Origin of the sequence: Massilibacteroides sp., assembly GCF_028705895.1 — a bacterium.
GTDB lineage: Bacteria > Bacteroidota > Bacteroidia > Bacteroidales > Tannerellaceae > Massilibacteroides.
This window is the reverse complement of record NZ_JAQWCQ010000057.1, coordinates 1-24,437: the sequence shown is the minus strand read 5'-3', so window position 1 is coordinate 24,437 and position 24,437 is coordinate 1. Positions and strand designations below refer to the sequence as shown.

General features: G+C 38.8%; 18 protein-coding genes. 12 read left to right on the top strand and 6 right to left on the bottom strand.

Annotated elements, in window-relative coordinates:
- The first annotated feature begins 575 nt into the window (after positions 1–575).
- Positions 576–1,577 carry an SPOR domain-containing protein gene (locus PHT93_RS12750; protein ID WP_300243596.1) on the top strand — a complete coding sequence of 334 codons (1,002 nt, stop codon included), beginning with the start codon at positions 576–578 and terminating at the stop codon, positions 1,575–1,577.
- A 15-nt stretch (positions 1,578–1,592) separates the two neighbouring features.
- Positions 1,593–3,599, top strand: coding sequence for a tetratricopeptide repeat protein (locus tag PHT93_RS12745; RefSeq protein WP_300243594.1), 2,007 nt, complete (start codon positions 1,593–1,595; stop codon positions 3,597–3,599).
- A 361-nt stretch (positions 3,600–3,960) separates the two neighbouring features.
- Here the strand turns inward: PHT93_RS12745 and PHT93_RS12740 are convergent, their stop codons facing one another.
- Positions 3,961–7,317 (bottom strand): carboxypeptidase regulatory-like domain-containing protein, encoded by a 3,357-nt coding sequence (locus tag PHT93_RS12740; RefSeq protein ID WP_300243592.1) that lies wholly within the window; start codon positions 7,315–7,317, stop codon positions 3,961–3,963.
- 195 nt (positions 7,318–7,512) lie between these two features.
- On the opposite strand from PHT93_RS12740, the gene PHT93_RS12735 reads away from it, so the two are divergent.
- Positions 7,513–7,743, top strand: coding sequence for a hypothetical protein (locus PHT93_RS12735; RefSeq protein ID WP_300243590.1), 231 nt, complete (start codon positions 7,513–7,515; stop codon positions 7,741–7,743).
- Between the two features lie 19 nt (positions 7,744–7,762).
- Here PHT93_RS12735 and PHT93_RS12730 read toward each other — a convergent pair whose 3' ends face one another.
- Together PHT93_RS12730 and PHT93_RS12725 are read right to left on the bottom strand one after the other, a co-directional pair.
- The gene (locus PHT93_RS12730) at positions 7,763–7,996 is read right to left on the bottom strand and encodes a YecH family metal-binding protein (RefSeq protein ID WP_300243588.1); all 234 of its coding nucleotides are present in this window, start codon (positions 7,994–7,996) and stop codon (positions 7,763–7,765) included.
- Positions 7,993–8,898: an AraC family transcriptional regulator gene (locus tag PHT93_RS12725; protein ID WP_300243586.1), complete on the bottom strand. Its 906-nt coding sequence runs from the start codon at positions 8,896–8,898 to the stop codon at positions 7,993–7,995. Before PHT93_RS12725 ends, PHT93_RS12730 begins: the two co-directional genes overlap by 4 nt.
- 199 nt (positions 8,899–9,097) lie before the next feature.
- Here PHT93_RS12725 and PHT93_RS12720 point away from each other — a divergent pair, with 199 nt between their 5' ends.
- From PHT93_RS12720 to PHT93_RS12685, 8 genes are all read left to right on the top strand, one after another.
- On the top strand, positions 9,098–9,709 hold the full coding sequence (locus PHT93_RS12720) for a TetR/AcrR family transcriptional regulator (RefSeq protein WP_300243584.1): 612 nt from the start codon (positions 9,098–9,100) through the stop codon (positions 9,707–9,709).
- Positions 9,710–9,739: 30 nt separating this feature from the next.
- Positions 9,740–11,233 carry a TolC family protein gene (locus PHT93_RS12715; protein WP_300243582.1) on the top strand — a complete coding sequence of 498 codons (1,494 nt, stop codon included), beginning with the start codon at positions 9,740–9,742 and terminating at the stop codon, positions 11,231–11,233.
- 22 nt (positions 11,234–11,255) lie between these two features.
- Positions 11,256–12,272, top strand: coding sequence for an efflux RND transporter periplasmic adaptor subunit (locus PHT93_RS12710; protein WP_300243580.1), 1,017 nt, complete (start codon positions 11,256–11,258; stop codon positions 12,270–12,272).
- A 13-nt stretch (positions 12,273–12,285) separates the two neighbouring features.
- Entirely contained in the window at positions 12,286–15,414 is a 3,129-nt protein-coding gene (locus tag PHT93_RS12705) for an efflux RND transporter permease subunit (RefSeq protein WP_300243577.1), read from the top strand.
- A gap of 65 nt (positions 15,415–15,479) precedes the next feature.
- Positions 15,480–15,776 carry a PG0541 family transporter-associated protein gene (locus PHT93_RS12700; protein ID WP_300243575.1) on the top strand — a complete coding sequence of 99 codons (297 nt, stop codon included), beginning with the start codon at positions 15,480–15,482 and terminating at the stop codon, positions 15,774–15,776.
- A gap of 116 nt (positions 15,777–15,892) precedes the next feature.
- Positions 15,893–16,549, top strand: a complete 657-nt coding sequence (locus PHT93_RS12695; protein ID WP_300243573.1) for a 50S ribosomal protein L25/general stress protein Ctc — start codon at positions 15,893–15,895, stop codon at positions 16,547–16,549.
- Positions 16,550–16,632: 83 nt separating this feature from the next.
- Positions 16,633–17,196 (top strand): aminoacyl-tRNA hydrolase, encoded by a 564-nt coding sequence (gene pth, locus PHT93_RS12690; protein ID WP_300243571.1) that lies wholly within the window; start codon positions 16,633–16,635, stop codon positions 17,194–17,196.
- 6 nt (positions 17,197–17,202) lie between these two features.
- On the top strand, positions 17,203–17,631 hold the full coding sequence (locus PHT93_RS12685) for an RNA-binding S4 domain-containing protein (RefSeq protein ID WP_300243568.1): 429 nt from the start codon (positions 17,203–17,205) through the stop codon (positions 17,629–17,631).
- 71 nt (positions 17,632–17,702) lie between these two features.
- On the opposite strand, the gene PHT93_RS12680 is transcribed toward PHT93_RS12685, so the two are convergent.
- The 3 genes from PHT93_RS12680 to PHT93_RS12670 all read right to left on the bottom strand — a co-directional run bounded on the left by PHT93_RS12680 (position 17,703) and on the right by PHT93_RS12670 (position 23,342).
- Positions 17,703–18,179: a toxin-antitoxin system YwqK family antitoxin gene (locus tag PHT93_RS12680; RefSeq protein ID WP_300243566.1), complete on the bottom strand. Its 477-nt coding sequence runs from the start codon at positions 18,177–18,179 to the stop codon at positions 17,703–17,705.
- Positions 18,180–18,212: 33 nt separating this feature from the next.
- Positions 18,213–19,508: a hypothetical protein gene (locus PHT93_RS12675; protein WP_300243599.1), complete on the bottom strand. Its 1,296-nt coding sequence runs from the start codon at positions 19,506–19,508 to the stop codon at positions 18,213–18,215.
- 1,125 nt (positions 19,509–20,633) lie between these two features.
- Entirely contained in the window at positions 20,634–23,342 is a 2,709-nt protein-coding gene (locus PHT93_RS12670; protein WP_300243564.1) for a TonB-dependent receptor, read from the bottom strand.
- A gap of 232 nt (positions 23,343–23,574) precedes the next feature.
- Between PHT93_RS12670 and PHT93_RS12665 the strand changes: the two genes are divergently transcribed.
- Positions 23,575–24,198 carry an OmpH family outer membrane protein gene (locus PHT93_RS12665; RefSeq protein ID WP_300243562.1) on the top strand — a complete coding sequence of 208 codons (624 nt, stop codon included), beginning with the start codon at positions 23,575–23,577 and terminating at the stop codon, positions 24,196–24,198.
- Positions 24,199–24,437: the final 239 nt, after the last annotated feature.

Sequence of the window (24,437 nt, the reverse complement as noted above, 5' to 3'; positions counted from 1 at the left end):
TATAAAATCTATGTTGGTTTACATTTCAATGGGGTCATTTTTATTTTGGATAGAGGGGGCAACCTTATTTTAGAGCAAGGGGGCAATTTCATTTGGTTTACGGGGTCAATCTGGACTGGATTTTCCAGTTTTACAGGGTATTATAGGTAATTACGTTTCTGTACTATTCGTTTTGTCCCTAATATTACAAATCTTAAAAAAAATGGACATGCCGGATAATGTAATTTAAACAACATCTCCCGAATTCTGCTCTTCAGACACATCTTTCGTTGTTTTGTTAGAGAAGTAAGCCCAAAAAGCCTTATTTGCGACCGATATCAATCCGACGCAAAAACAGGTGATTTGCCAACGTTTTGATTTTTTTCAAACCAATAGCTTAGAGCAAATGCATCTAAAATTTCAAATGAAAGAGTTACAAACAATATAAAAAAGATTCGTAAAATTCAAAACAGCCTGTAGAAAGACTTTATCTTACTAATTAATCTACCACTAAGGAAACATTATGAGAGATGTTTTTCGGTAAAAATTAAATGTTAGGATTGAACTATTCAAATAGAAATTTTATCTTTGTCTTTATGTTAAGATTGGTAACTCATATTGAACAATTATTATTTGTCCACGATTGTGTGATCGTTCCTAAATTAGGAGGCTTTGTGCTTCAATCTGTTCCGGCGTCTTATTCGGGTGAAGAACATATTTTTCACCCCATGCGTAAAGAGCTTCTTTTTAATGCTACGCTTAAACATCAGGACGGGTTGTTGGCTGAGTCGTATATGAAAATGTATGATGTCAACTATCGCAAGGCTACAGATATGATTGAGGAGGATGTAACTGTTTTGTTACATCGTCTTAATGAATCCGGACAAATAGATTTTAATTCAATGGGAACGTTGCAGATCGGGAGTGAAGGCCAATATGTCTTTCTTCCGGCTGAAGACAATCCCCTGAGTGTTGTTTCATACGGTTTACCTTCATTTTATTTTACTCCGTTGGCTTTGCTTAAACGGGAGTCGGAAGATCTGTTTACTCCAATTTATAAGCAGGAGGAGAAAAAGAAAGATGCTGTTTATATTCGTATTAACAGAAGTTTCCTGAGGGTAGCAGGAGCTGCCGCAGCTGTTGTCGTTTTGATTCTGCTGATTTCTACGCCGGTAAAAGACGTGAATCCATCCACATACACAGCCAGTTTTATCCCCACAACAGAAATAAGGACACAAAAGCAGGCTATTCCGGAATCTGCAGTCGAGGTTCCGACTCTTGATGAAGCACCAACCGTTTCGATAGATGTTAAAGATGTTGAACCCGCAGAAGCAGTAGCTGTGGTCGAACCGCAGAAGCTAAATAACGGGAAAACGTATTATATCGTGATTGGTAGTTTTCCTAATGAAGAACTTTGTAATAAGTATATTACAGAAGTTGATAAAGAAAAATACCCGCGAGTCGGATATGTTCGTAGAGGCGAAAAAGTGCGTGTGTATTCGGATAAATTTGAGAATAGGGCAGAGGCGGAAACTTATCTTGCTACGCTTCGTCAGACAGATAAACATAAGGATGCTTGGCTGTTTATCAGCCGTTAATGAATTTCTACCCCATTGGATTTTGTACTCGATACGGATAATAAAGAGTTTCAGGATGCTTTGCAGCTGATTACTTATACACGACAATCTGTTTTTCTTACAGGAAAAGCCGGAACGGGTAAATCTACATTCTTAAAATACATTTGCAAGCATACAAAGAAAAAGCATGTTGTTCTTGCGCCTACCGGTATTGCAGCGATAAATGCGGGAGGGGTTACGTTACATTCTTTCTTTAAACTGCCTTTCCGTCCTATGTTGCCGGATGATCCGGATTTAAGTACGCAGGGAAGCCGTATTTTTGATTTTTTCAAGTATAGAAAAGAGCATCGGAAAATATTGGCAGAAGTTGAGCTGATCATTATTGATGAAATATCGATGGTGAGAGCGGATATTATTGATTGCATAGACCGGATTTTACGTGTCTATTCTCAAAATATGCGTTTGCCGTTCGGAGGAAAACAGTTGTTGTTTGTTGGCGATGTGTTTCAATTAGAACCTGTGGTTCCGTCCGATCAACGTGAAATATTGAATCTTTTTTATCCAACTCCGTTTTTTTTCTCAGCCCGTGTTTTTAAGGAGATCAACTTAGTGCCGATAGAGCTACAGAAAGTGTACCGACAAAATGATCCTGTCTTCATAAATATATTAGATCGCATACGAAGTAATTCGGCTCGCCCGCAAGAATTAAAAATATTAAATGAACGAGTTTTTCCGTCTTTCTCCCCAAGCGAAGAAGATATGTATATAACCTTAGCTACGCGTCGGGATCAAGTGGACTTTATTAATGAGAAAAAATTAGCGGAGTTGCCCCAAGATGAATTTGTTTCATTAGGAGCAATTGATGGAGATTTCCCGGAAAGTTCATTGCCAACGCAGTTGAGTTTAGCCATAAAAGAACAGGCTCAGGTTATTTTTATCGATAATGATCCCGAACGAAGATGGGTGAATGGTACGATTGGTAAGGTCGCCGGTATTGATGAGAACGGAAATGTCTATGTACTATTGGAGGATGGTTCTGAACATTTGGTTGAACGTGCTTCCTGGAGAAATTATAAGTATCGATATAATGAAGAAGAAAAACGAATTGAAGAAGAAATTGTCGGTACGTTTGAGCAATTACCGATTCGTTTGGCTTGGGCTATAACGATTCATAAGAGTCAGGGGCTAACCTTTAGTCGTGTTGTCGTCGATTTGAGTAAGGGCGTTTTTGCCGGAGGACAGACTTATGTTGCCTTGAGCCGTTGTACAAGTCTTGAGGGGCTTGTTCTTAAAAGTCCGATCTCTCCATATGATATTTTTGTTCGTAAGGAGATAGAACAATTCAGTCGTCAATTTAATGACCAGCATCTGATCGAAAAAAGTTTACGGGAGAGCGAAGCGGACAGATTGTACGCTCAAGCGAATGAAGCGTTCAGTAAAAATAAGATGGAAGATGCGATCCGGGCGTTTAGTGCTGCTGTAAGTAAGAGAAATGAACTGGATAAGCAATCTGTGCAACGTTTATTATGTCGTAAACTACGATTAGTAAACCGCCAACAAGAAGAGATTTCCCTGTTAAAAAGAGAATTACAAGAAAACAAAAAGCGCGTATCCGAGTATGCACGTGAATATTACCTGATGGGGAATGAATGTATCACCCAAGCCCATGACAGTAATGCCGCTATCCGGAGTTTTGATAAGGCATTAAAGTTAGATCCGGAGTTTACGGACGCATGGGTTCGAAAAGGGATTACCCTATTGGATATTGGCGAGAGTTATGACGCGCTTGTTTGCCTCAATGAGGCTGTAAAGCAACGACCCCATTCGTTTAAAACACGTTATAACAGGGGAAAATGTCATCTTAAGCTGAAAAATTACGACGAAGCAATGCGTGATTTACTGAAAGCCGTTAAATTAAAATCCGCTCATGCTGCAGCACACGAATACCTTGCTGAGGCATATTCAGGTATGGGAGAAGAAGAGTTGGCGCAAGAACATCGGGATATAGCGGATTCACTGCGTGAAGGGAAAAATGATATTTAGAGTATAAAAGAAAGTAAGCGACCGGAAAACCACGTCTTTTCTATTTCCTGCTACTGCTGTACCTTTGTGGGCAAAACTCATGTATAGTCTGAACGACAGCATGCGGTATCTGTTGTACAATCGTCCGACCGATATGCGTAAAAGTTTTCATCGAAAGAGGCTCCTTGCCAAAAGAATAGGACGGAGTCCGAAGGATGGGTAAGAGTGGTGTTTCTCTAAGGGATAACTGAAAGCAATGTTGATGTGTCAAAACATGTAACCGCCGCTTAGGGAACCGTACTAGCAGTGGTGTGAGAGGACGAAACGGGAATTAATCCCGTTTCGCCTACTCGATTTATGTTTGTCTTTTCCCAATATTTTCTTAGTTGAAAATATAACGTACACTGAATTGGATAGAATAGGTAGAAGCAAAACTATTGTATTGAGAATAGCTATCTACTAATCTTTTCCCATTGTTTTGTTGGTATGTAAATCCATTTGCAGTTCCTTCAGTAGAGTTGTAAGATAGCAGAGAGTTATTGTTTACACTTTTGTATAATCCCCAATCGCAATTAAGTAAGTTTAGTAAGTTCTTTACATCAATACCAAACTGAAGTGTGTTTTTCTTGCCACCCACCAAGAAGTTATAATCCTGAACAAACTTAAAGTCTAACTGATGATGCCAAGGCATTATCGCCCCATTACGGTCAGCGTATTCTCCTTTATGATTTTTTAAATAATCATCTTGATTGATGTATGCCCAAAAATCATCACGTTGCTGCTTTGCTGTATATACAACTTTGTCTCCATTTTCATCTGTAATTGTATAAGGGACATTTGGTTTTGTTTCTTCTGCAAAAACCCATTTGTCTAATTCTTCACGGCTTGAGGGGATATAAAGCAAATTGTTTGCTCCACCATCTCCAACAACGTTACCTGCTAAAGTATAAGAATAACGAGTTGATGCATAACCACCGTTATATCCCATGTTCATACCTTCATAAATGAAAGAGAATGTAGATGACATCTTTTCATTACCAATACGGTAACCTAAAGAAGCTACAATACGATTTGGAGAAACGTAACTACCATAACCAATTTCATTCTCATTAACTCCATTTATAGAGTTTGTGTTGGTTTTATATGCTGAAGTTACTTGACTTCCCAAGCCATCATTGTATGCTTTGGAGTTTGAATACGTATAAGCAAATGAAAGATTAAGACCAAAATCGAAGTTTTTAGCTAATTGCGTTGTGATAGAGTAATAATGAGCTTTACCACCTGCATTAGTAATCAAATAGGCATTTTTGTTTGTGTATTTGGAGTATCTACTTCTGGTATCGTTAGGAGACAACTGGATTGTCCCATTAGCGTATAGATTTTCATTGTTAATTACAGAAGGATTAATGTCCTTGTTATAAATACCTTCTAATGTGAAATCTATATCTCCAGGTAATTTTGCGTCGAATGCTAAAGATGTTTTCCATGTTGACGGCATCTTTAGTTTGTCATCGATAATTGTTGGAGAAGATGGAGCCGTAATTTCTGCTGGTTTGAAATTACCGCCATATAGATCTTTTAAAATATCTTTAACATCAGCGTGGAAATCTGGTTGAACACCACTTGCACTTTCTGCTGAATTATAATAATATTGGGTTTGTCCAACGTTTGAATTACCTACGGCAGATACTAACCAAACAAAAGGAAGACGTCCAACAAAAATACCTGTTCCTCCACGTAATACATATTTACGTTCTCCGGTTAAATCCCAGTTGAATCCAACACGTGGCGATACGGAAATACTTGCTGCTGGAAGCTGGTCAGTTGAGAAATGACGCTCAGCTTCACCTTCCTTTGCGAAATTTAATTGATAATAGGCATCGTTATAATTGTCTTTTAGATCAGGATAAATAGGTAACTCAAAACGCAAACCTGCAGTTAACTTGAAATTGTCGTTTATATTTACTTGATCCTGAGCGTATAACGCGTATTGCTGAGTCTTCATTTTTGCTTTAAACTGCGATAGATCCGCTGAATTGGAGTGAGTTATACCAAAAGCAGAAGGTTTGTTTCCATTTACAAAGTCTTCCCATGAAGAAAATACGTAATAACCGTTACCTCCTTGCATAAACCCGTTGACTGCATCGTTGCTTTCGAACTGAATACCTGCGAAGAGATTGTGTTTACCTATTGTCATCGCAACCTCATCTGTGAGTACCCATGTTTTTACCTCACGTAAATTACCCGGAGTAAAAGGGTCAGGTCCAAAAGAGGCGAATAGAGAACCATTTTTCAATATATCTACAGTCGGGAAAACGCCACCTTCATAAGAACGTGGTTCTTCCTGATAAGAATAAGTAGCGCGTAACGTGTTGTTTAATTTCCCATTAAGCCATTTTGAATTCCATTCTCCTGCATAGGATGTGAAATTTTGTTCTTGGTAATAACGTGAACTTTCAAAATATAGACCTGGATAAGAGGTACGTCCACTACCTGCACTTATACCATCGCCACCCGGATAAATACTATTAGCCGTAAGTGGTGAGGTAGAACTGGAAGGGCTGTTTGAATCTTTCATATGGGTACGTGAATAACGCACATTAAGTTTATTGTTGTCGTTGATGTTCCAATCCAAACGTCCTAATATACGATAAGCCGGAGTTTCTATAGAATAATTTTGATAGCGTCCAGGATTGTAACCGTATTTGCTTTGCAAATAATTAGCCATCATATCCATATCTGAAATAGTCGGACGGTGTACATTCCCTGTATTGCTTCCCCAATCGTCTTTTTCACTACCTCTGGCTGTTGCAGAAGGGCCTGCAGTTACATTATCTTCATATTCTCCATTGATGAAGAAGAAAAGTTTGTTTTTGATAATTGCACCACCTAAGCTTGCTCCATAAGTGTAAGCCTTGGATTCTTCACGTGTTAAATCAATATCTCCAACATGATTTCCTTTCCAATCCTGATTGCTTAGATAGGTGTATGCGCTCCCTTTTATCTGATTCGTCCCACTCTTGGTAACTGCATTTATAGCACCACCGGTAAAACCACTTTGACGTACATCATAAGGAGTAACTGATACAGATATCTGTTCTAATGCATCCAGGGAAATCGGAGATCCTCCAGCAGGAAGGTTAGAGCCGATACCAAATGCATTGTTAAATGCCGCACCATCAACCGTAACAAAGGATTGACGGAAATTACCACCACCAACAGCGAAACCATTACCTGTGTTTCCTCCTTGTGGAGTCAGGCGCATAATATCGTTCATGCTACGACTTACAGTAGGAACTAAAGCCATTCGCTCACTATTGATATTTGTTATTGCTCCTGCACGATCTGATTTCATATTACTGTTTCTGGAAGCAGTAACGACTACTTCGTTCAATTCTTCACTTGATTCTTTTAAGGAAACATTCAATACATAGTTTTCCCCAAGTTGTAATTGAATCTCTTTGTAAATAGACATTTGATATCCTATAAAAGATACCTCGACTTTGTAAGGACCTCCTGTACGCATACCATTCAGACTGTATCGTCCGTTTTCATTTGAAATAGTTCCGTAGGTTGTTCCTGAGGGCTCGTGCGTAACAACAATTGTAGCACCAATAACCGCTCCGTCTTTATCCGTCACCTGACCGCTCATACTGGCAGTCGTTACTTGTGCTGCCAAGGGATAAACACAGAACAAGAGTAAGAATAGCAAAGAAATTCTGAGATTAAACTTTAACATAGAACATTTTTTTAAGTGTTGTACGGTGCAAAAGTAAATTTAATATATTTAATTATTGCAAAAAAACCATTACATTTCTGTAAACTTATCATCATTTGGTGAATATATTACAATTACTCATAATATAGTTCAATTCGCTTAAAGAGATAAAAAATAATACCTTTGTAGATAATCAAATCGTAAGAAGAAAAATATATGATTAGTAAACTATTATTTGAGAACTTCAGTAATGTTTCTGTTTACAACCAAATTGCGGAAGCGTTGCAAGAAGCGGGTGAATCAAAAGGAGTAGAAGTCTCTGTCCAAGGACCGGATTGGGCTATTGTTTATACTGCATCTCAGCAAATGAGTGGTTGCGATTATAAAGATGAGATCGAGACGAAAGCAATAGCAATTCTTAAAACAAAAAATCCCGGTCTTTTTTAAGCCGGGATTTAGAAGCTGTTTAATGATTGCAGACTTTGCTGGTATCAACCGTAAAACCATTATTAGTGTTCAGAAACTTTCCTTTACGTTTGAGGAATACAATTAATGTATCTATATCCATATTATTTGCTGAACAGGTATAGAAGCGACTTTCCTCGCCAAATTGTCGGATAATAGCTTCTTTCAGCGTTTCTTCTGAATAGTTATGTCCTTCCATCATGTGAAGAACTTCGTGGGCATGTATTTCTTTCATGATTTGCGATATTCTAATGGTGACATTCTTTTGTGTTTCTTAAAAAACTTTCCAAAAGTGGACTGGTCTGAAAAATTGAGAATGTTTGCGACTTGTTGAATTGTTATATTGGGAGATTTGAGTAATATTTTAGCTTCAGTCATAAGTGCATCATCAATCCATTTGCTTGCCGACCTGCCGGTTAATTCTTTAAGAATAAGAGACAGGTATTGAGGAGATATGCATAATTTATCTGCATAAAATGATACTTGATGTTCTTCTTTACAATGAGCAAACAGCATTTCCAGAAACTGATTAAGTAGTTCTTCTTTGCGAGTAAACGTAGGGGCTTTTAATCCGTCTTTTTTACTCATGAAAATATTACCTAATTCGATTAAAAACTCCATGAAGCCAACTTGAAGAGTTTCTCTTTGCAAAAAATGGCTTCGATTTTTTATTTTGCTTCTAAGTGACACAACGATATTGGATAGTAAATCTTTTTCTTTTGTATCAAGAGCAGTACATGGATTTTTTACTAACTTGAAATAATTAAGCATCGACGGAGTTCTCTTTTCCATCCATGTATCCATGAATGATTTGGAAACAACAAGCATTTTTGCTTTAAAATCAGAACTCACTTCCGACAATTGGATTGTATGTGTCGGGAAAATTGTAACTAATTGGTTGCTATTGATGTTATACGGAACATAATCCAGACAAAACTGCGATGATCCTTGTGTTGTGATTACTATCATCATTGCATTCATACGCATAGGACTGGAGTATTCTGAATCGTTGCCTGCTCCATGTTTATGCTTTAATACGCATCCTTCTAATTCACAGATGATGAATTCATCATGAAAAGAGTCCATGTTGGTTAAAGCATTAAGGGCTTCCATCTCAATTAATGGTAGTTTGTCCATCTCAATTTTTTTTAGTTTGTGGCAAATATAGAAATCTTTATAATGTGTTTTTCGATTTTGACTAAAAAAAAACAATAAATGCCGAAATAGCATGTTGTTTAATATGTGCTGTTTCGAATTGGACTAATTACGTAACGGATTAAACCATTTGAGTTTTCTCTATTTATTGTTCCTTTGCATTAGAATAAATAAAAAACAGGTGCCCAAAAAAGAAATAGCAAAGATCGCGTTGGACCTTTTTTCCCGTTATGGAATAAAAGGTGTTAGTATGGATTCTATCGCGAATAAAGCGAATATCTCTAAACGAACTCTATATGAGTATTTTGATGATAAAGAAACCTTATTGGTTTATGCGTTAGAGTTGAACTATGTTTATTATATTGACGTGATTAAGACATTAGAGAGAGACTCAGAATCGATTATAGATGTTTTTGTTTATCTCTACGATAAACTTATGCATATGCCGAGATGGTATAGCAAGAAGTTTTATGATGATTTAAAAAAATTCCCGCGTGCTGTTGAGCTTGTAGAAAACCATTCAAATCAATTTCATCAAACGTTATTGAAATGGTTTAAAAAAGGAGTTGAAACGGGAGTTTTTCATTCAGACATAAACTTTGAGATTGTAGTTCTTCTGGCTCGGGGATATGTGAAAATGATAAGACCTTCACAAATATTTTCAGAGTTTTCGTCCAAAGACGTTTATAATACAATTCTTCTTGTTTTTATACGAGGTATATGTACTGAAAAAGGAAGCGAGATCTTAGAGCGTCATTTAAGAAAAGTGAAATATAGTTTGGTAAATAATTAGGTATTAGTGATACATAAATTGAAAAAATAGATGGAACGATTGTTAGCAGGTAAAAAGATGAGGTTTGCAGCAATAGTACTTTTGTCTGGAGGTATCTTGACTAATCTCAAGGCCCAAGAGCCGGAAGTGCTTTCGTTAGACTTGAATCAGGCAGTGGAATTTGCTCTGAGTGAAAGTCCTACGGTGAAGGTTGCAAACAAGGAGATTGAAAAGAAAAAATATGCCAAGAAAGGTGCTTACGCAGCATTATTTCCTCAGGTTGATTTTGGGGCGGATTATAGTCGTACGTTAAAAAAGCAGGTGATGTATATGGATGGTGCATTTGATATTGAGTCCATGATGTCTCCTGTGTTTAATGGTATAGACAATACTTTTGCCAATTCTGTGTCTGGTTATAAGCCCGGAACTCTTGCTGAAGAGATAGCAAAAGAAAATGCAAAAATTCCTCAGACAAATTCGGAAGAAGGAATCTCTGTGGGACGTGATAATAACTGGAGTTTTGGCTTTACTGCCGGTATGCCTTTGATTAATGTTTCCTTGTGGAAAAGTCTTTCTATATCCGGAATAGATGTGGAATTGGCTGTTGAACAAGCTCGCTCCTCAAAAATTGACATGGTTAATCAAGTGCGTAAGAGTTTTTATGCTGTGTTGCTCGCAAATGATTCGTATAAAGTGTTTAAAGAAAGCTATGATAATGCTATGGAGAACTATACGGATATAAAGAAGAAATATGAACAAGGATTAGTCGCCGAATATGATTTGATACGTGCTGAAGTAAGCGTGAGAAATGTCGAACCTAATATGCTTCAGGCTCAAAACGCATTAGGACTTGCTCAATGGCAATTAAAAGCTTTAATGGGAATGGATCTTGAACAAAAGATTATCTGTAGTGGTGAACTCAAAGATTTTGAACCGGAACTTTTTGCGGACTATGTTGCTACCGATACGACTTTGAATGAGAATACTAATTTGAAACAATTAGACATTCAGGGAAGACAATTGGATGCAAAACTTAAAATGGAAAAATTTGATTATTTGCCTACTTTGTCTTTGTCGGGTTTATACCAATGGAATTCGATGAATAATAATTTTAAATTCGGAGATTATAAATGGAACCCATATTCAATGGTCGGTTTGAAATTGACAATCCCTGTTTTTTCCGGTGGATCAAGATTGAACAAAGTCAGACAAACACGCGTGACGATCGAACAGCTTAGTATGCAGAGAGATGATTTGTCTCGCAACTTAAAATTAGCGGTAAAACAGTCTCTTGATAATATGGCGACTTGTGTTAAGCGTTTTGATGCCGCTCAGAAAGGTGTAAAACAGGCTGAAAGAGGATATGAAATCTCGCAGAAAAGATATGATACAGGTGCCGGTACCTTGCTTGAGATGAATGATTCAGAGTTGGCATTAACTCAATCTAAACTCAATTTCAATCAGGCTATATATGATTACATGGTTGCTAAATCTGAATTAGAGAAGATTCTTGGCCGGGTGAACAATAAATCAAACTTATTTTAAAAACATAATGACAAATAATAATATGAAAACGAATCAAAGATTGTTTTTACTGCCTGCCTTAGCATTTGTTCTTTTGGCTTCATGTTCAGGAGAGAAAAAAGCAGCTGTTGTTGAAGAGGAGAAACCAAAAGTGAAGATAGAAACTGTGAAAATAGAAGCTGTTGATCAGGTTCAAGAATTTACAGCGACAGTTGAAGCTAATATCTCAAATAATATAGCTCCTCAAGCGGCGGGAAGAATTCAGAAGTTACAAGTTGAAATTGGAGATCACGTAAAAGCTGGACAAGTCCTTGCAATTATGGATGAAACTACTCTTCGTCAGACCAAAATACAGTTAGATAATCAAGAATTGGAGTTTAAACGTATAGATGAATTGTACAAAGTTGGCGGTGCTTCCAAATCAAGTTGGGATGCATTAAAAATGCAATTGGAGGTTACTCGTACAGTCTATAAGAATCTGGAAGAAAATAGTAAGCTGATCAGTCCGATAACAGGTATTGTTACTGCAAGAAACTATGATAATGGCGATATGTATTCCAGTGGAACTCCAATATATAGAGTTGAACAAATCCGACCGGTTAAATTAATGGTAAATGTATCTGAGACTTACTTTACTTCTATCAAAAAAGGACAAGAAGTTGCTGTCACGATGGACGTTTATCCGGGTGAAGAATTTACCGGAAATGTAAGTCTTGTGTATCCTACGATTGATGCAACTACCCGTACATTTCCTGTCGAACTGAAAGTTAACAATGCCGATGAAAGGGTTCGCCCGGGGATGTTTGCTCGTGTAACTTTGAGTTTTGGCGTGCTTGACCATGTTGTCGTACCGGATTTGGCAATAGTGAAACAGGCCGGTTCAGGAGACAGATTTGTCTATGCGTACAAAAATGGGAAAGTGTCCTATGAAAAGGTTGTGATAGGTAGAAGAATGGGAGATCGCTATGAGATTGTTTCTGGTTTATCAGATGGAGATCAGGTGGTTGTTTCCGGACAGACTCGCTTAGTAAATGGAGTTGATGTTGAAGTTGTAAAATAAGAATTAGTAAAAGATGAGTTTATATTCAACCGCAGTACGTAAGCCAGTATCAACAGCGTTGATGTTCGTGGCTATCGTCATATTCGGTATATTCTCTTTAACAAGGCTGTCTGTGGATTTATTGCCTAATATTGAGACAAATACCATTTTAGTCATGACCTCCTATCAGGGAGCGAGTGCTTCCGATATTGAAATGAACGTCACTAAACCGATGGAAAATGTATTGAATACGGTTAGTGATTTAAAACATATCTCTTCTCAGTCAAGAGAAAATATGTCCGTAGTTACACTGGAATTTGAGTTTGGTACTAATATCGATGTTGCAACGAATGATGTCCGTGATAAATTAGACCTTGTTCAATCTTCATTGCCGGACGAAGTAGGTAACCCGATTATCTTTAAGTTTGGTACAGATGATATTCCTGTTCTTATTCTTTCTGTGACAGCAGAAGAGAGCATGAATGCTCTGTATAAGATACTGGATGATAAAGTGGCCAATCCGTTGGCGCGTGTGAGTGGAGTTGGAGCTGTTTCTATTGCCGGGACTCCAATCCGTGAAGTGCAGGTATATTGCGACCCGAATAAGATGGAAGCCTATGGGGTTACGATCGAAGGGATTGCTGCTTTGATCGGCGCTGAAAACAAAAATATACCTGGCGGTAGTATTGATATCGGCTCCAATACTTATTCTCTTCGTGTTCAGGGTGAATTTAACGATGCTAATGAAATGCTGAATCTTGTTGTGGGGAGTAGTAACGGACGAGTAGTTTACTTAAGAGATGTTGCGACAATCTCTGATTCAGTACAAGAAAAAGCTCAGGAATCATTTAATAACGGAACTCGTGGTGGAATGATTATTGTGCAGAAACAGTCCGGAGCAAACTCTGTTCAGATAGCCAATAAGGTTAAAGATCAGTTGCCGGAAATAATGAAAACATTGCCGAACGATATTCATATTGATACGATTATCGATACGTCAACGAATATCCTGAATACGATAGATAGTTTGATTGAGACGATCATGATCACCTTTATTGTGGTAATGTTTGTTGTATTCCTGTTCCTTGGTCGTTGGAGGGCTACATTCATTATTATGTTGGTGATCCCGATTTCGTTGATCGCAAGTTTTATTTATTTGCTTGCGTCCGGAAATACACTTAATATTATTTCGTTAAGTTCTTTGTCCATTGCTATTGGTATGGTGATTGATGATGCTATCGTGGTCCTGGAGAATGTCACAACCCATATTGAAAGAGGTAGTGAGCCTAAACAGGCCGCTGTGCACGGAACAACGGAAGTTGCCCTTTCTGTAATCGCATCGACCTTAACGATGTTGGCCGTGTTCTTGCCGTTAACAATGGTTACAGGTATGGCAGGAGTCTTATTCCAACAGTTAGGATGGATCGTATCTATTATTATGATTGTATCTACATTAGTTGCCTTGACCCTGACTCCGATGTTGTCATCGAAAATGTTGAGGTTAAATCCGGAAAAAGGGAAGTTGTATCAACTATTCTTTACTCCGATAGAAAAAGCACTTAATGGATTAGACTCGGGCTATGCTCGTTTTCTTGAATGGGCTGTACGTCATAGAAAAACAGTGATTTTTGGAGCTGCTCTTATCTTTATAGGAAGTTTGCTTATTACTCCTGCCTTAAAAACGGAATTTTTCCCAACGCAAGATAACGCCCGTATTTCTCTGACTATAAAACTACCCGTTGGTACGCGTCAGGAAATCGCTCGTGATCTGACTCTTGATATTGACAAAAAATTCAGGGAAAAATACCCGGAAATAAAAATGCTTAGTTTGCGCGAAGGACAGGCTGATACGGATAATACGTTTGCAAATATGAGCGACAATGGTCCTCATATCATTTCAGGATATGTAAGCTTATCCAGTGTTTCCGAACGCGAAAGAGGATTGGTTGAGATCTGTGATATGATGCGTAAAGATTTGAGCGAATATACAGAAATTCGTGAATATCAGGTTATAGCCGGTGGTGAAAGTGGCGTTGGAGGTGAAAATAGTGTGGATATCGAAATTTATGGTTTTGATTTTGAACGTACCGATGCTGTTGCTAACGAAATTGTAAGAAGAATGCGTGACGTTGAAGGTTGCTCACAAGTAACATTAAGCCGTGGTGAATATATTCCGGAATATCAGGTGGATTTTGATAGGGAAAAATTAGCAATAAACGGACTTAATATAAGTACCGCAGCGTCTTATCTTCGTAATCGTATCAATGGTACGGTCGCTTCTTTATATCGTGAAGATGGAGATGAATATGATATCCGTGTTCGCTATGCGCCTGAATTCCGCCAGTCGGTTGACGATATTGAAAATATTCTGATTGTAAATCCTCAGGGTAAAGGAATTCGATTGCGTGACGTTGGGACAGTTGTTGAACGAATGACTCCTCCTACAATCGAGCGTAAGAACAGAGAGCGTATAATTACAGTTAAGGCCGTTGCAGCTCCGGGAGCAGCATTGAGTGACATTGTAGCTGATGCGCGTGCCGAAATATCTCAGATTGATATTCCTTCAGATGTATCGTGGTCTCTTGCCGGTACTTTTGAAGACCAACAAGATACATTTCAGGATCTCGGCGTTTTATTGTTGCTTATCATTATTCTTGTATTTATTGTGATGGCAGCTCAATTTGAATCGTTGATTGACCCATTTATCATTATGTTTTCTGTCCCGTTTGCATTTACCGGAGTTATTCTTGGATTGTTTGTAACGCAAACACCTCTTGGGGTTATGGCGTTGATCGGAGTATTAATGCTGGTTGGTATAGTGGTGAAAAACGGTATTGTGTTAATCGACTATACTATTCTCTGTCGGGAACGGGGAATGAGTGTTATCACAGCTGTAGTTGCTGCCGGTAAATCCCGTTTACGTCCCGTGTTGATGACTTCCGTTTCCACTATTTTAGGAATGATCCCAATGGCCGTAGGACAGGGAGAAGGAGCTGAAATGTGGCGTTCGTTAGGTATAACCGTTGCTTGGGGACTTGCTGTTTCTACTTTGATTACCTTAGTTATCGTTCCTACTGTTTATTGTGTGTTTGCAGGAAACGGTATTAAGATCAGAAGGAAAAAACATGCGAAAGTGATAGATAAAACCGCTGCTATAGTCTAAAAAGTTCAATCAGGAAGAGTGTTCTTTACTCTCTTCCTGATTATCATTATATAAAAACAAAAAGTATGAAAGCTGTATTTATATCATTCAATCAGGCTTATTTTGAGAAGATTATATCTATTTTAGATAGACAAAATATACGTGGATATACCTCCTGGAACGGATCAGTAAGAGGGCGTGGAACCAAAACGGGTGAACCTCATTATGGAAGTCATGCATGGCCTACCATGAACACGGCTATCTTAACGATGGTAGATGAAACAAAGGTTGATCGGCTTTTGGAGAAACTGCATGAGTTGGATAAGGAAACAGAAGCGCAGGGATTGAGGGCATTTGTCTGGAACGTTGAAAAGACAATCTGACCTAATAGCTTGTTATATAAAAATAAAGCTGTATCTTTGCGTCGCTTTTTTAAGCCCAACATCGTGTGATGGGAAATTAGGAAGCGCTAATTTTGAGTAACACAAAAATAAAAAAAATGAAAACATTTCAATTAGAAGGTTCACCAAGAGAAGCTCTTGGTAAAAAAGCTGTTAAAGCTTTACGTAAGGACGCATTAATCCCTGCTGTATTGTATGGAAGTTCACCAGTAGCTATGCCTTATTCAGGAAAAGTTTCTGAAGGAGACAAACTGGTAGATCTTGGAGACAATAAAGGATTGATCGTAACAGATTTTACTGTAACCAAAGAAGGTGTACGTAAATTGATCTATACTCCTGAAATATTCCTTGTCGATTTGGATATTAAGGGTAATAAAAAAGTGAAAGCCATATTGAAAGATATCCAATTTCATCCGGTAACTGATGAAATTCTTCACATAGACTTTTTAGAAGTATTCGAAGACAAGCCTATTGTAATTGAAGTTCCTGTAGCTCTTGAAGGACATGCCGAAGGGGTTAAAGCAGGGGGTAAATTAAGCTTGGAAATGAGAAAACTGAAAGTGAAAGCTCTTTTCTCTCAAATCCCGGAAAAATTGATTATTAATATTGACTCATTAGGTTTGGGTAAAACAATACAGGTTGGTTCTCTTCAATTCCCTGGTTTGGAATTAACGAATGCAAAGAACGCTGTCGTATGTGCTGTTAAGTTGACTCGTGCTGCTCGTGGTGCTGCTGCGGCTGCTGCAAACAAATAAGCATTAACCATAGTTTAATAATTCATAAAAGGGGAAGAGCATTCTGTAGAATGTGCTTCCCCTTTCTTTATTATCTTTAGAACATGAAATATTTGATCGTCGGATTAGGAAATATCGGGTCCGAATATCTCGGTACCCGGCATAATATAGGTTTTCGTATCGTGAATAGTTTAGTCGAAGATGCAGGAGCTATGTTCACCGAAGAGCGTTACGGTGCTATTTGCCGTTTCCGGATAAAAAACCGCGAGGTAACGGTGTTAAAGCCGAATACCTTTATGAATCTGAGCGGACATGCGGTGAGATATTGGTTGCAAAAAGAGAATATCCCTGTCGAAAATCTCTTAATTGTAGTAGATGATCTTGCATTGCCTTTCGGGACGCTTCGTCTGAAGCCCAAAGGAAGTGATGCCGGTCATAACGGGCTTCGTAATATTCAGGAAATATTGGGAACTCAGGAATATGCTCGTTTACGTTTTGGTATTGGAGATAATTTTCCGCGCGGAAGACAAGTCGAATATGTACTGGGGCAATTTACCCCGGAAGAATTAGCTGAAATGCCTGAAAAACAGAAACAAGCTATAGAAATTATGCGTAGCTTTTGTTTAGCCGGAGTACAGACTACGATGAATCAATTCAACAATAAATAAAAAAACATGAATGAGGTACGCATAGATAAATGGATGTGGGCAACCCGCATATTCAAAACACGGACGATTGCGACGGAAGCGTGCAAAAAGAATCGTATTGCAATCAATGGCGTTAATGTGAAGGCTTCACGTATGATTAAGGTAGGTGACATTATTCAGGTACGCAAGCCTCCCGTTACTTATTCATTCAAAGTGTTGGCCTTAACTGAACGAAGGATGGGAGCAAAGCTCGTGCCTGATTTCTTAGAGAATGTAACGACTCCGGATCAGTATGAACTATTAGAAATGAATCGTATCTCCGGATTTGTGGATCGTTCAAAAGGGATGGGACGCCCAACGAAAAAGGATCGCCGTGAGATGGAGCAGTTTACCGATTCGTCATATGTAAATGATGGCTTTGATTTTGACTTCGATTTTGATACAACGGGGGAATAAAACAAATAAGGGATAGCGTTTTCTATAAGAATACGTATCCCTTTTTTACTTGTATATACAAACTGCAATAATTATTCAGCCTGTTCCTGCTCAGTTAAAAGATTTCCTTCATCATCCCATGTTCTCCAGATTCCTGTTTTTCGCCCGTGAGTATAGAACATCTCGTAACGTAAAATTCCCTTATCATTCCAAATACGCCAGGGGCCATCTTTCAGACCTTCTTTATAAGATGCTAATCCGGTCATATTTCCTTCTTCATTATAGGTTCTCCATTCTCCATGAAAGATTCCTTTGTAATATGCCCTAACTTCTGCAATTTTGCCATTGGGGTAGTAGATGACATAAGTGCCTTCAGGACGTCCGTCTTTCAGGAAGAGTTCCATCTTTAGCATACCGTCGTCGTAAAACTCCGTATAACGGCCGGTGTAGAGAACACTTTGACTTTCGTCTGTATAGTATTGACCTTCACTAAGCACAAGGTCCTGCGCTTGCAACGCAAACGAGGCCCCTGATACTATGATTGATGTCAACAAAATTCGTTTAATCATATTGCATTTTCTTTTATTCTACGGCTGTAGGTTTTATTTTGCCCAACCTTTAGTCCAGTCATCATCCGCAGGAACAGCACCCTTATATTCTGATTTTGCAAAGAACGTATCACTGCTCAGATCCGAACCTCCTTCAACCGTACCAACATAGATATCAGTCAAGCTGAACTCCTTGTTTTGTGCATTACCGGTAGCCGCATTGAACTTGTCGGACGTGAATATACCCTCTTGGCTGCTGAATGCTGTAGCCAACCAGACGTTATTTAGTACAGAAGTGCCATTGTCCAGCGCAGTTTCTGTTTCAGCTGTTTCTGTCGTCAACGTGTTAGCCTTTCCGGATACTAAAGCATTGTATATTTTAACCTGTGTACCGGCACGAAGACGGATTCCTCGTTTGTTCGTATCCGAATTATTACCGATTAAGGTGAGATTTGCCAGAATAGGAGCGGAGGTAGGACTTGCTGTAAATACCTTACTGTCATTGTCTGCTTCTATCAAACAATCGCAGCCGTAACCTAAAGTGGTCTGATTTTCCTGATAAGCCACTAAGAATTGTCCTTTCCCTCTCCAGCCCTGTGTCCAGTCGAAAGAATCATCGCTACAACTTGTCGCAATCAGATACTTTACATTTACAGCACCGCCAAACCATTCGAATCCATCGTCTGAACCTTGATACGCCTGCAAATATTCTACCGTAGTTCCACTACCGACACCATAGAATGTAACCCCGTTTGCTTCATGCTCTTCATCAAAAGCATAGCCTGTATATTCTAAACGGATATAACGTAATTTACCCGAATTATCGGCATCATCATTACCTCCGTAAGTTGCATCACCAATTTCAGATTTTGCAGTACCTCCGGATACGTTTATTTTAGCTTTTCCACAAATATGAAGACCGCCCCAAGCTCCTGCCTCAGTTTTTTCAGAAGTCATGACAATCGGATTAGACGCAGTTCCTTCAGCATTAATCTTCGCACCTTGTTCGATAAGAATATAATCAACTATATCATCATCTTTAGCAATCAGGCGAACGCCCGGCTCAATCGTTAACGTAGCTCCGGATTTAACATGAAAACCTCCTGTTAAGTAATAAGTCTGTCCGTTCTTTAACGTCAGATCCTTTGTTAACTCCCCTTTTAACTCTTCGTTAGTTTGTGATGCTCCCGGTTGGGTAGTCCATCCCGAAGTCCAGTCGTTCGATGCGTCAACAGCACCGGCGTATGGAGCAGAGATGAAGAACGGATCAATCGTGCTGACATCTGTGCCACCTTCTTCTGTTCCTACATAGCTGTTTGATAATGAAATAAACTGATTCTCCTTATTGATTCCGTCTTTAGTAAATAAAGCAGCTGTATAAAGTCCCTCTTTTCCGCTGAATGTTGTTTCCAGCAGAACGTTGCTTAATACCGAAGTACCATTCACTAGTGCAGTCTCTGTTTCAGTTGTTTCGGTCGTTAGCGTGTTTGTTTTACCTTTTACAAGTGCATTGTAAATTTTAACCTGCGTACCGGCACGAAGACGAACACCTCGTTTGTTAGTTTCAGAATTGTTCCCGATTAAGGTGAGATTTGCCAAAACAGGAGCAGATATAGGAGTTGTAGTAAATACTTTGCTGTCGTTGTCTGCTTCAATCAAGCAATCACAGTCGTAGCCTAAAGAAGACTGATCTTCCTGATAAGCCACTAAGAATTGTCCCTTACCTCTCCAGCCTTGTGTCCAGTCGAAAGAATCATCGCTACAACTTGTCGCAACTAAATACTTTACATTTACCGTACCGCCAAACCATTCGAACCCATCGTCCGAACCCTTATACGCCTGTAAATATTCTACCGTAGTTCCGCTACCAACGCCATAAAAAGTTACCCCGTTTGCTTCATGGTCTTCATCAAAAGCATACCCCGTATATTCTAAACGGATATAACGTAATTTACCCGAATTATCGGCATCATCATTACCACCGTAAGTTGCATCGCCAATTTCAGATTTTGCAGTACCTCCGGATACGTTTATCGTAGCCTTACCACAAAGATGAAGACCGCCCCATGCGCCGGCTTCTTTCTTTTCTGAAGTCATAATGATCGGGCTGGAAGCCGTTCCTTCAGCCATGATTTTACCACCTTGTTCCACCAGTATATAATCAACAACATCATCGTCTTTAGCAATAATTGTCACTCCCGGTTCAATAGTCAGGGTCGCACCCTCCTTTACTGCATATCCACCAGTCAGATTATAGGTTTTTCCTGTTTTTAAGGTCAATTCTCCTGTTAGTTCGCCTTTCAGTTCCGTATCATCCGGTTCGTCGGTACCTCCTCCATTGTCATCCTTATCGTCATCACTACAAGATGCGAGAGATAACATTGCAATTAGTGCAAAAGCAATTGAACTAAGTTTCCAATAATTCTTTTTCATAACTGTTTATAATTAAATGAAATAATTAAATGATCCATGTGTTTAAAAATTGTAAGTAACCCCAACCTCTATCGCTGTGTTGGTTTTGTAATATTCTACTACTTCTTCTTTTCCTGTCTCGGCTATTTCCTGACGGAAGCGAATTGTAGAATTCAAGAGATTCTTCGCCTGAAATTTGAAATTCAATTTCGAATTGAATGCGTAGCCTGCATTGAAATCGAGTGTGTGACGAACCGTTTCCTTTACATTGCCCAGCGTATTTATACCTACAGTGTGGATACGCGGTCCCTGTAAATTATAGAGTAATGTGAGATTCAGCTTATTACTGTTTTCAAAAGTCGGCGAATAGGTTATGTCCGCATTTGCCAGATAAGGTGATGCCCCTTGTAACGCTCTTTTTTTATCGGTATAAACACCATCTTCGGGAAGTTTTACTTGCGTGTACATCCAGGAAAGATTAGCACCGGCACGCCATTCGGGAGAGAATGTTTTACGTAGCTCCGCTTCTATACCTAATGCTGTTCCACTACCGGCATTCAGAAAAGAATGTACGGCCGAACCACCCGCAATCTCCTGTACACGCTCAATTGGAGAATCTAAATATTTATAATAACCGGTTACAGAAAGCATGTTTCCGGATCCGGAAATATATTCGTATCGAAGGTCAAAATTATAATCATACCCGTTTTGTAAATCTTCATTACCACGTATGGATGCACTTCCATAAGACTCCTGATACAAGAAAGGAGCCATCTCAATGAATTGCGGACGAGTAACCGTGCGAGAAGCACCAAAGCGGATAGCCTGACTCTTATCAAGTGTGTATTTTATATTCAATGCCGGTAATATATCATCAGCATTTAGTTCCGCTCTCATTTCCTGTCCTGAATCTTTCCAGTATCTGACCCATTGATTGGAGCTTTCATACCGAATCCCGGCATTGATTAATAATTTTTCCGCCGGATAGAAATCTGTTTCCGCAAAAGCCGCGATAATTTCACTGCCGGCAAAATAACTGAATTTTGGTTGCTGATTTTTATCAATAACAATGTTCTCATTAGCTATATTTTCCTGATTCAGAAAATCGTCTGTGTCATAAATATTATCAACCTGCGGGTTGAGTTTATTCAGATTATAGAAAAAACGAGTAGAATAATAATCACGTTTCTTATTTATATAAGCTCCTCCGAAACGGATGAGATTCAAATCGTTGAAATTGTATTTTAGTTTTAGGTCTCCTGTCCCGGATTTTTCGTCTAATTCTCCGAAGAAGCGCATGGTTTCCTGTCGGTTTAATTTAAAAAGAGCAAGTTCTCCATTGTCTTTACGAAGAAACATTGCCTGTCTCCTGTCCGGTTCATCACTTGCTGTTATACCGTATCCGCCATTCCAGTTGATTGTCCATTTCCCAACCATGTGTTCTCCATCCAATTGATTATTTATCAAACTATAAAGATGATAGACACTGTTGCTCCCTTCGAGATTGTTCCCTTCCGAATCAAAACCGATTCGCGTTTTGTGCGTGTCATCGGTTAGTCTGGAGTAAAAGAAATTGTAGCGGATACGGTTCGTGCCGGCAAATTGATAACCTAAACCAACCAGGGCGGAAGCTTTTGTTTGATACGAGTAATTGTCTGATGTGAATTCATTTAGCTGAGTGCCTTGAGATGTGAGTGTGGTGACATATGAGCCCTTGCGGGTTTCATAATCATTGCTGACCCCTAATGCTCCGATCAAATTCAGCTTATTGCTTCCGATATCCCATGTTTTGCCAAAAGACAGTCCTATATTTAATTCGGGTAATGCTTGCTTTTTATAGGTAGAAAATCCTCCGCCAAACGGATTCTGTTGTTTTGAATATTCTGTAAATTCCTTAGAACTCATATCTTTAATGGATTGAGGTAGATTTTTGATCCGCAATCCTCCGGATTTATCAGAATAACGAAAATCGTCAAAGGTCGTGTTGACTCTTCCTCCTGCCGATAAGGAGATGCTAAGATAGTCTTTGCCCGGATTTTCTTTCGTAGCAATATCTATATGTGCACCGGCATAATCTGCAAAAGTAGAAGCCTGAAATACCTTACTGACCGTAATATTCTGTACGATAGAAGAGGGGAAAAGATCAAGAGGAATCAGCTTGTTGTCCGGATTTGGAGAAGCAATAACTAATCCGTTCATCGTGGTGACACTATATCTGTCTCCCAGTCCGCGAACAAACAGTTGTCCCGTTCCCGCTAAAGAAATGCCGGATAATTTTTTTACGCCATCTGCAACATTGGATATTCCTTTTATACTCATTTCCCGAGCCCCAAGATGTTCAACCGAAACCGAAGCTTTTTGACGTTCCATCATCAATACGTTTTCGCTTTCCAGATTCTTACGACCTACCACAACTACATTTTCCAGTTGCAGATTGGCATCACTAAGCTCAAACTTAACAACAGCCTCCTGAAGAGCAACAACAGGTACATCCTTTATCGTTTGAGACTGATAAGACACATAGGATGCCGAAATGGTGTATTTTCCCTGTTGAAGACCTTCAATCCTGAAATAACCATCTATATCAGTGGTTGCCCCCGTTGTTGTTCCATCAATCACTACGGAAGCGCCGATAAGAGGTTCCTTTAATTTCGTGTCAAACACGGTACCACATATTGTACCTGTTTGAGCATACATTGAGATAGACAAGAATATTCCTGTAATAATTAAGAGCAGTTTCTGAATCCTGTTTTCTTTGTAAATCTTTCTCATTCCTTACTTTGTATTATTATTGATCATATTCCGGAATACGAAGCAAAAGTAGAAGTGGGATGTTTCAGGTCAGTTTAAAAAGTGTCACATTTCCATGTAACCCGTGTTTCTTTCGTGTTACATGTTGCCAATTATGATAAAGTATACTAAATTCGCTTACTAAATGCAATAAGATAATGAAACTCTCTCGTAATGCATTATTTTTGTATCGAGAAAGAATGTCGGTGGTTTTATGAATCATAATACAGTAAATTACATCATTAACGGACTTCTGGCTATAGGTATAATCATCTTGTTTATCCTTCAGTTTGGAAATAAGCAAAAAACTATCGATTATTTTGCTCATACTGATATGTCTCAGGATACTGCCTCGATTCTCTCCTTTGCTTATATTAATGTTGACTCTCTTTTGCTGGATTATTATCTGGCTACCGATCTGCGTAGTCAAATTCTTGTAAAAGAGGAAAACTCTCGCTCAATCATTACTCAACGGGTGCGTGATCTGGAACTTCAGATGAGGCGCTATAAACAAAAATTAGAAGAAAATCCATTTCTACCCCATGAACAATCCGATGCCGAGTACAAACAGATTCTGCGAAAGCAACAGGATATTTATAGGCTGGAAAATCAATTGTCCAAGGAATTGAAAGATGAACAAGACCGCCTTTATCAACAACTATACGACTCGATCATTCAGCAACTAAAAAGATATAATGAGGATAAAAAGATCGGTATAATCTTAAGTAATACTGCCGGTGATAATATTCTTTATGCCCGCGAATCCTATAATTTGACGCAGGAAGTGATCAAATATCTGAATGAAACATTTACTACTCCCGCATTACAAGAAAAATAGGGCATTGGTATGCACAATATAGATGTGCTGCACAATATTTGTAAGACTGAATCGCAGGCCTGTAAATCCGATTAAAATTCGACTAATTTAGCTCCGTCAACGGTGCTTTTTTCGGATCAGTCCGAAACCCCGGTTGTTATTACACTTGGATTATGTCGTTTTTAATGGGATTACCTCGATAGGTTAAAACAAATCGTGGACAGCAAATATAAAAAAGTGAAATAAAAAACAAAATAATA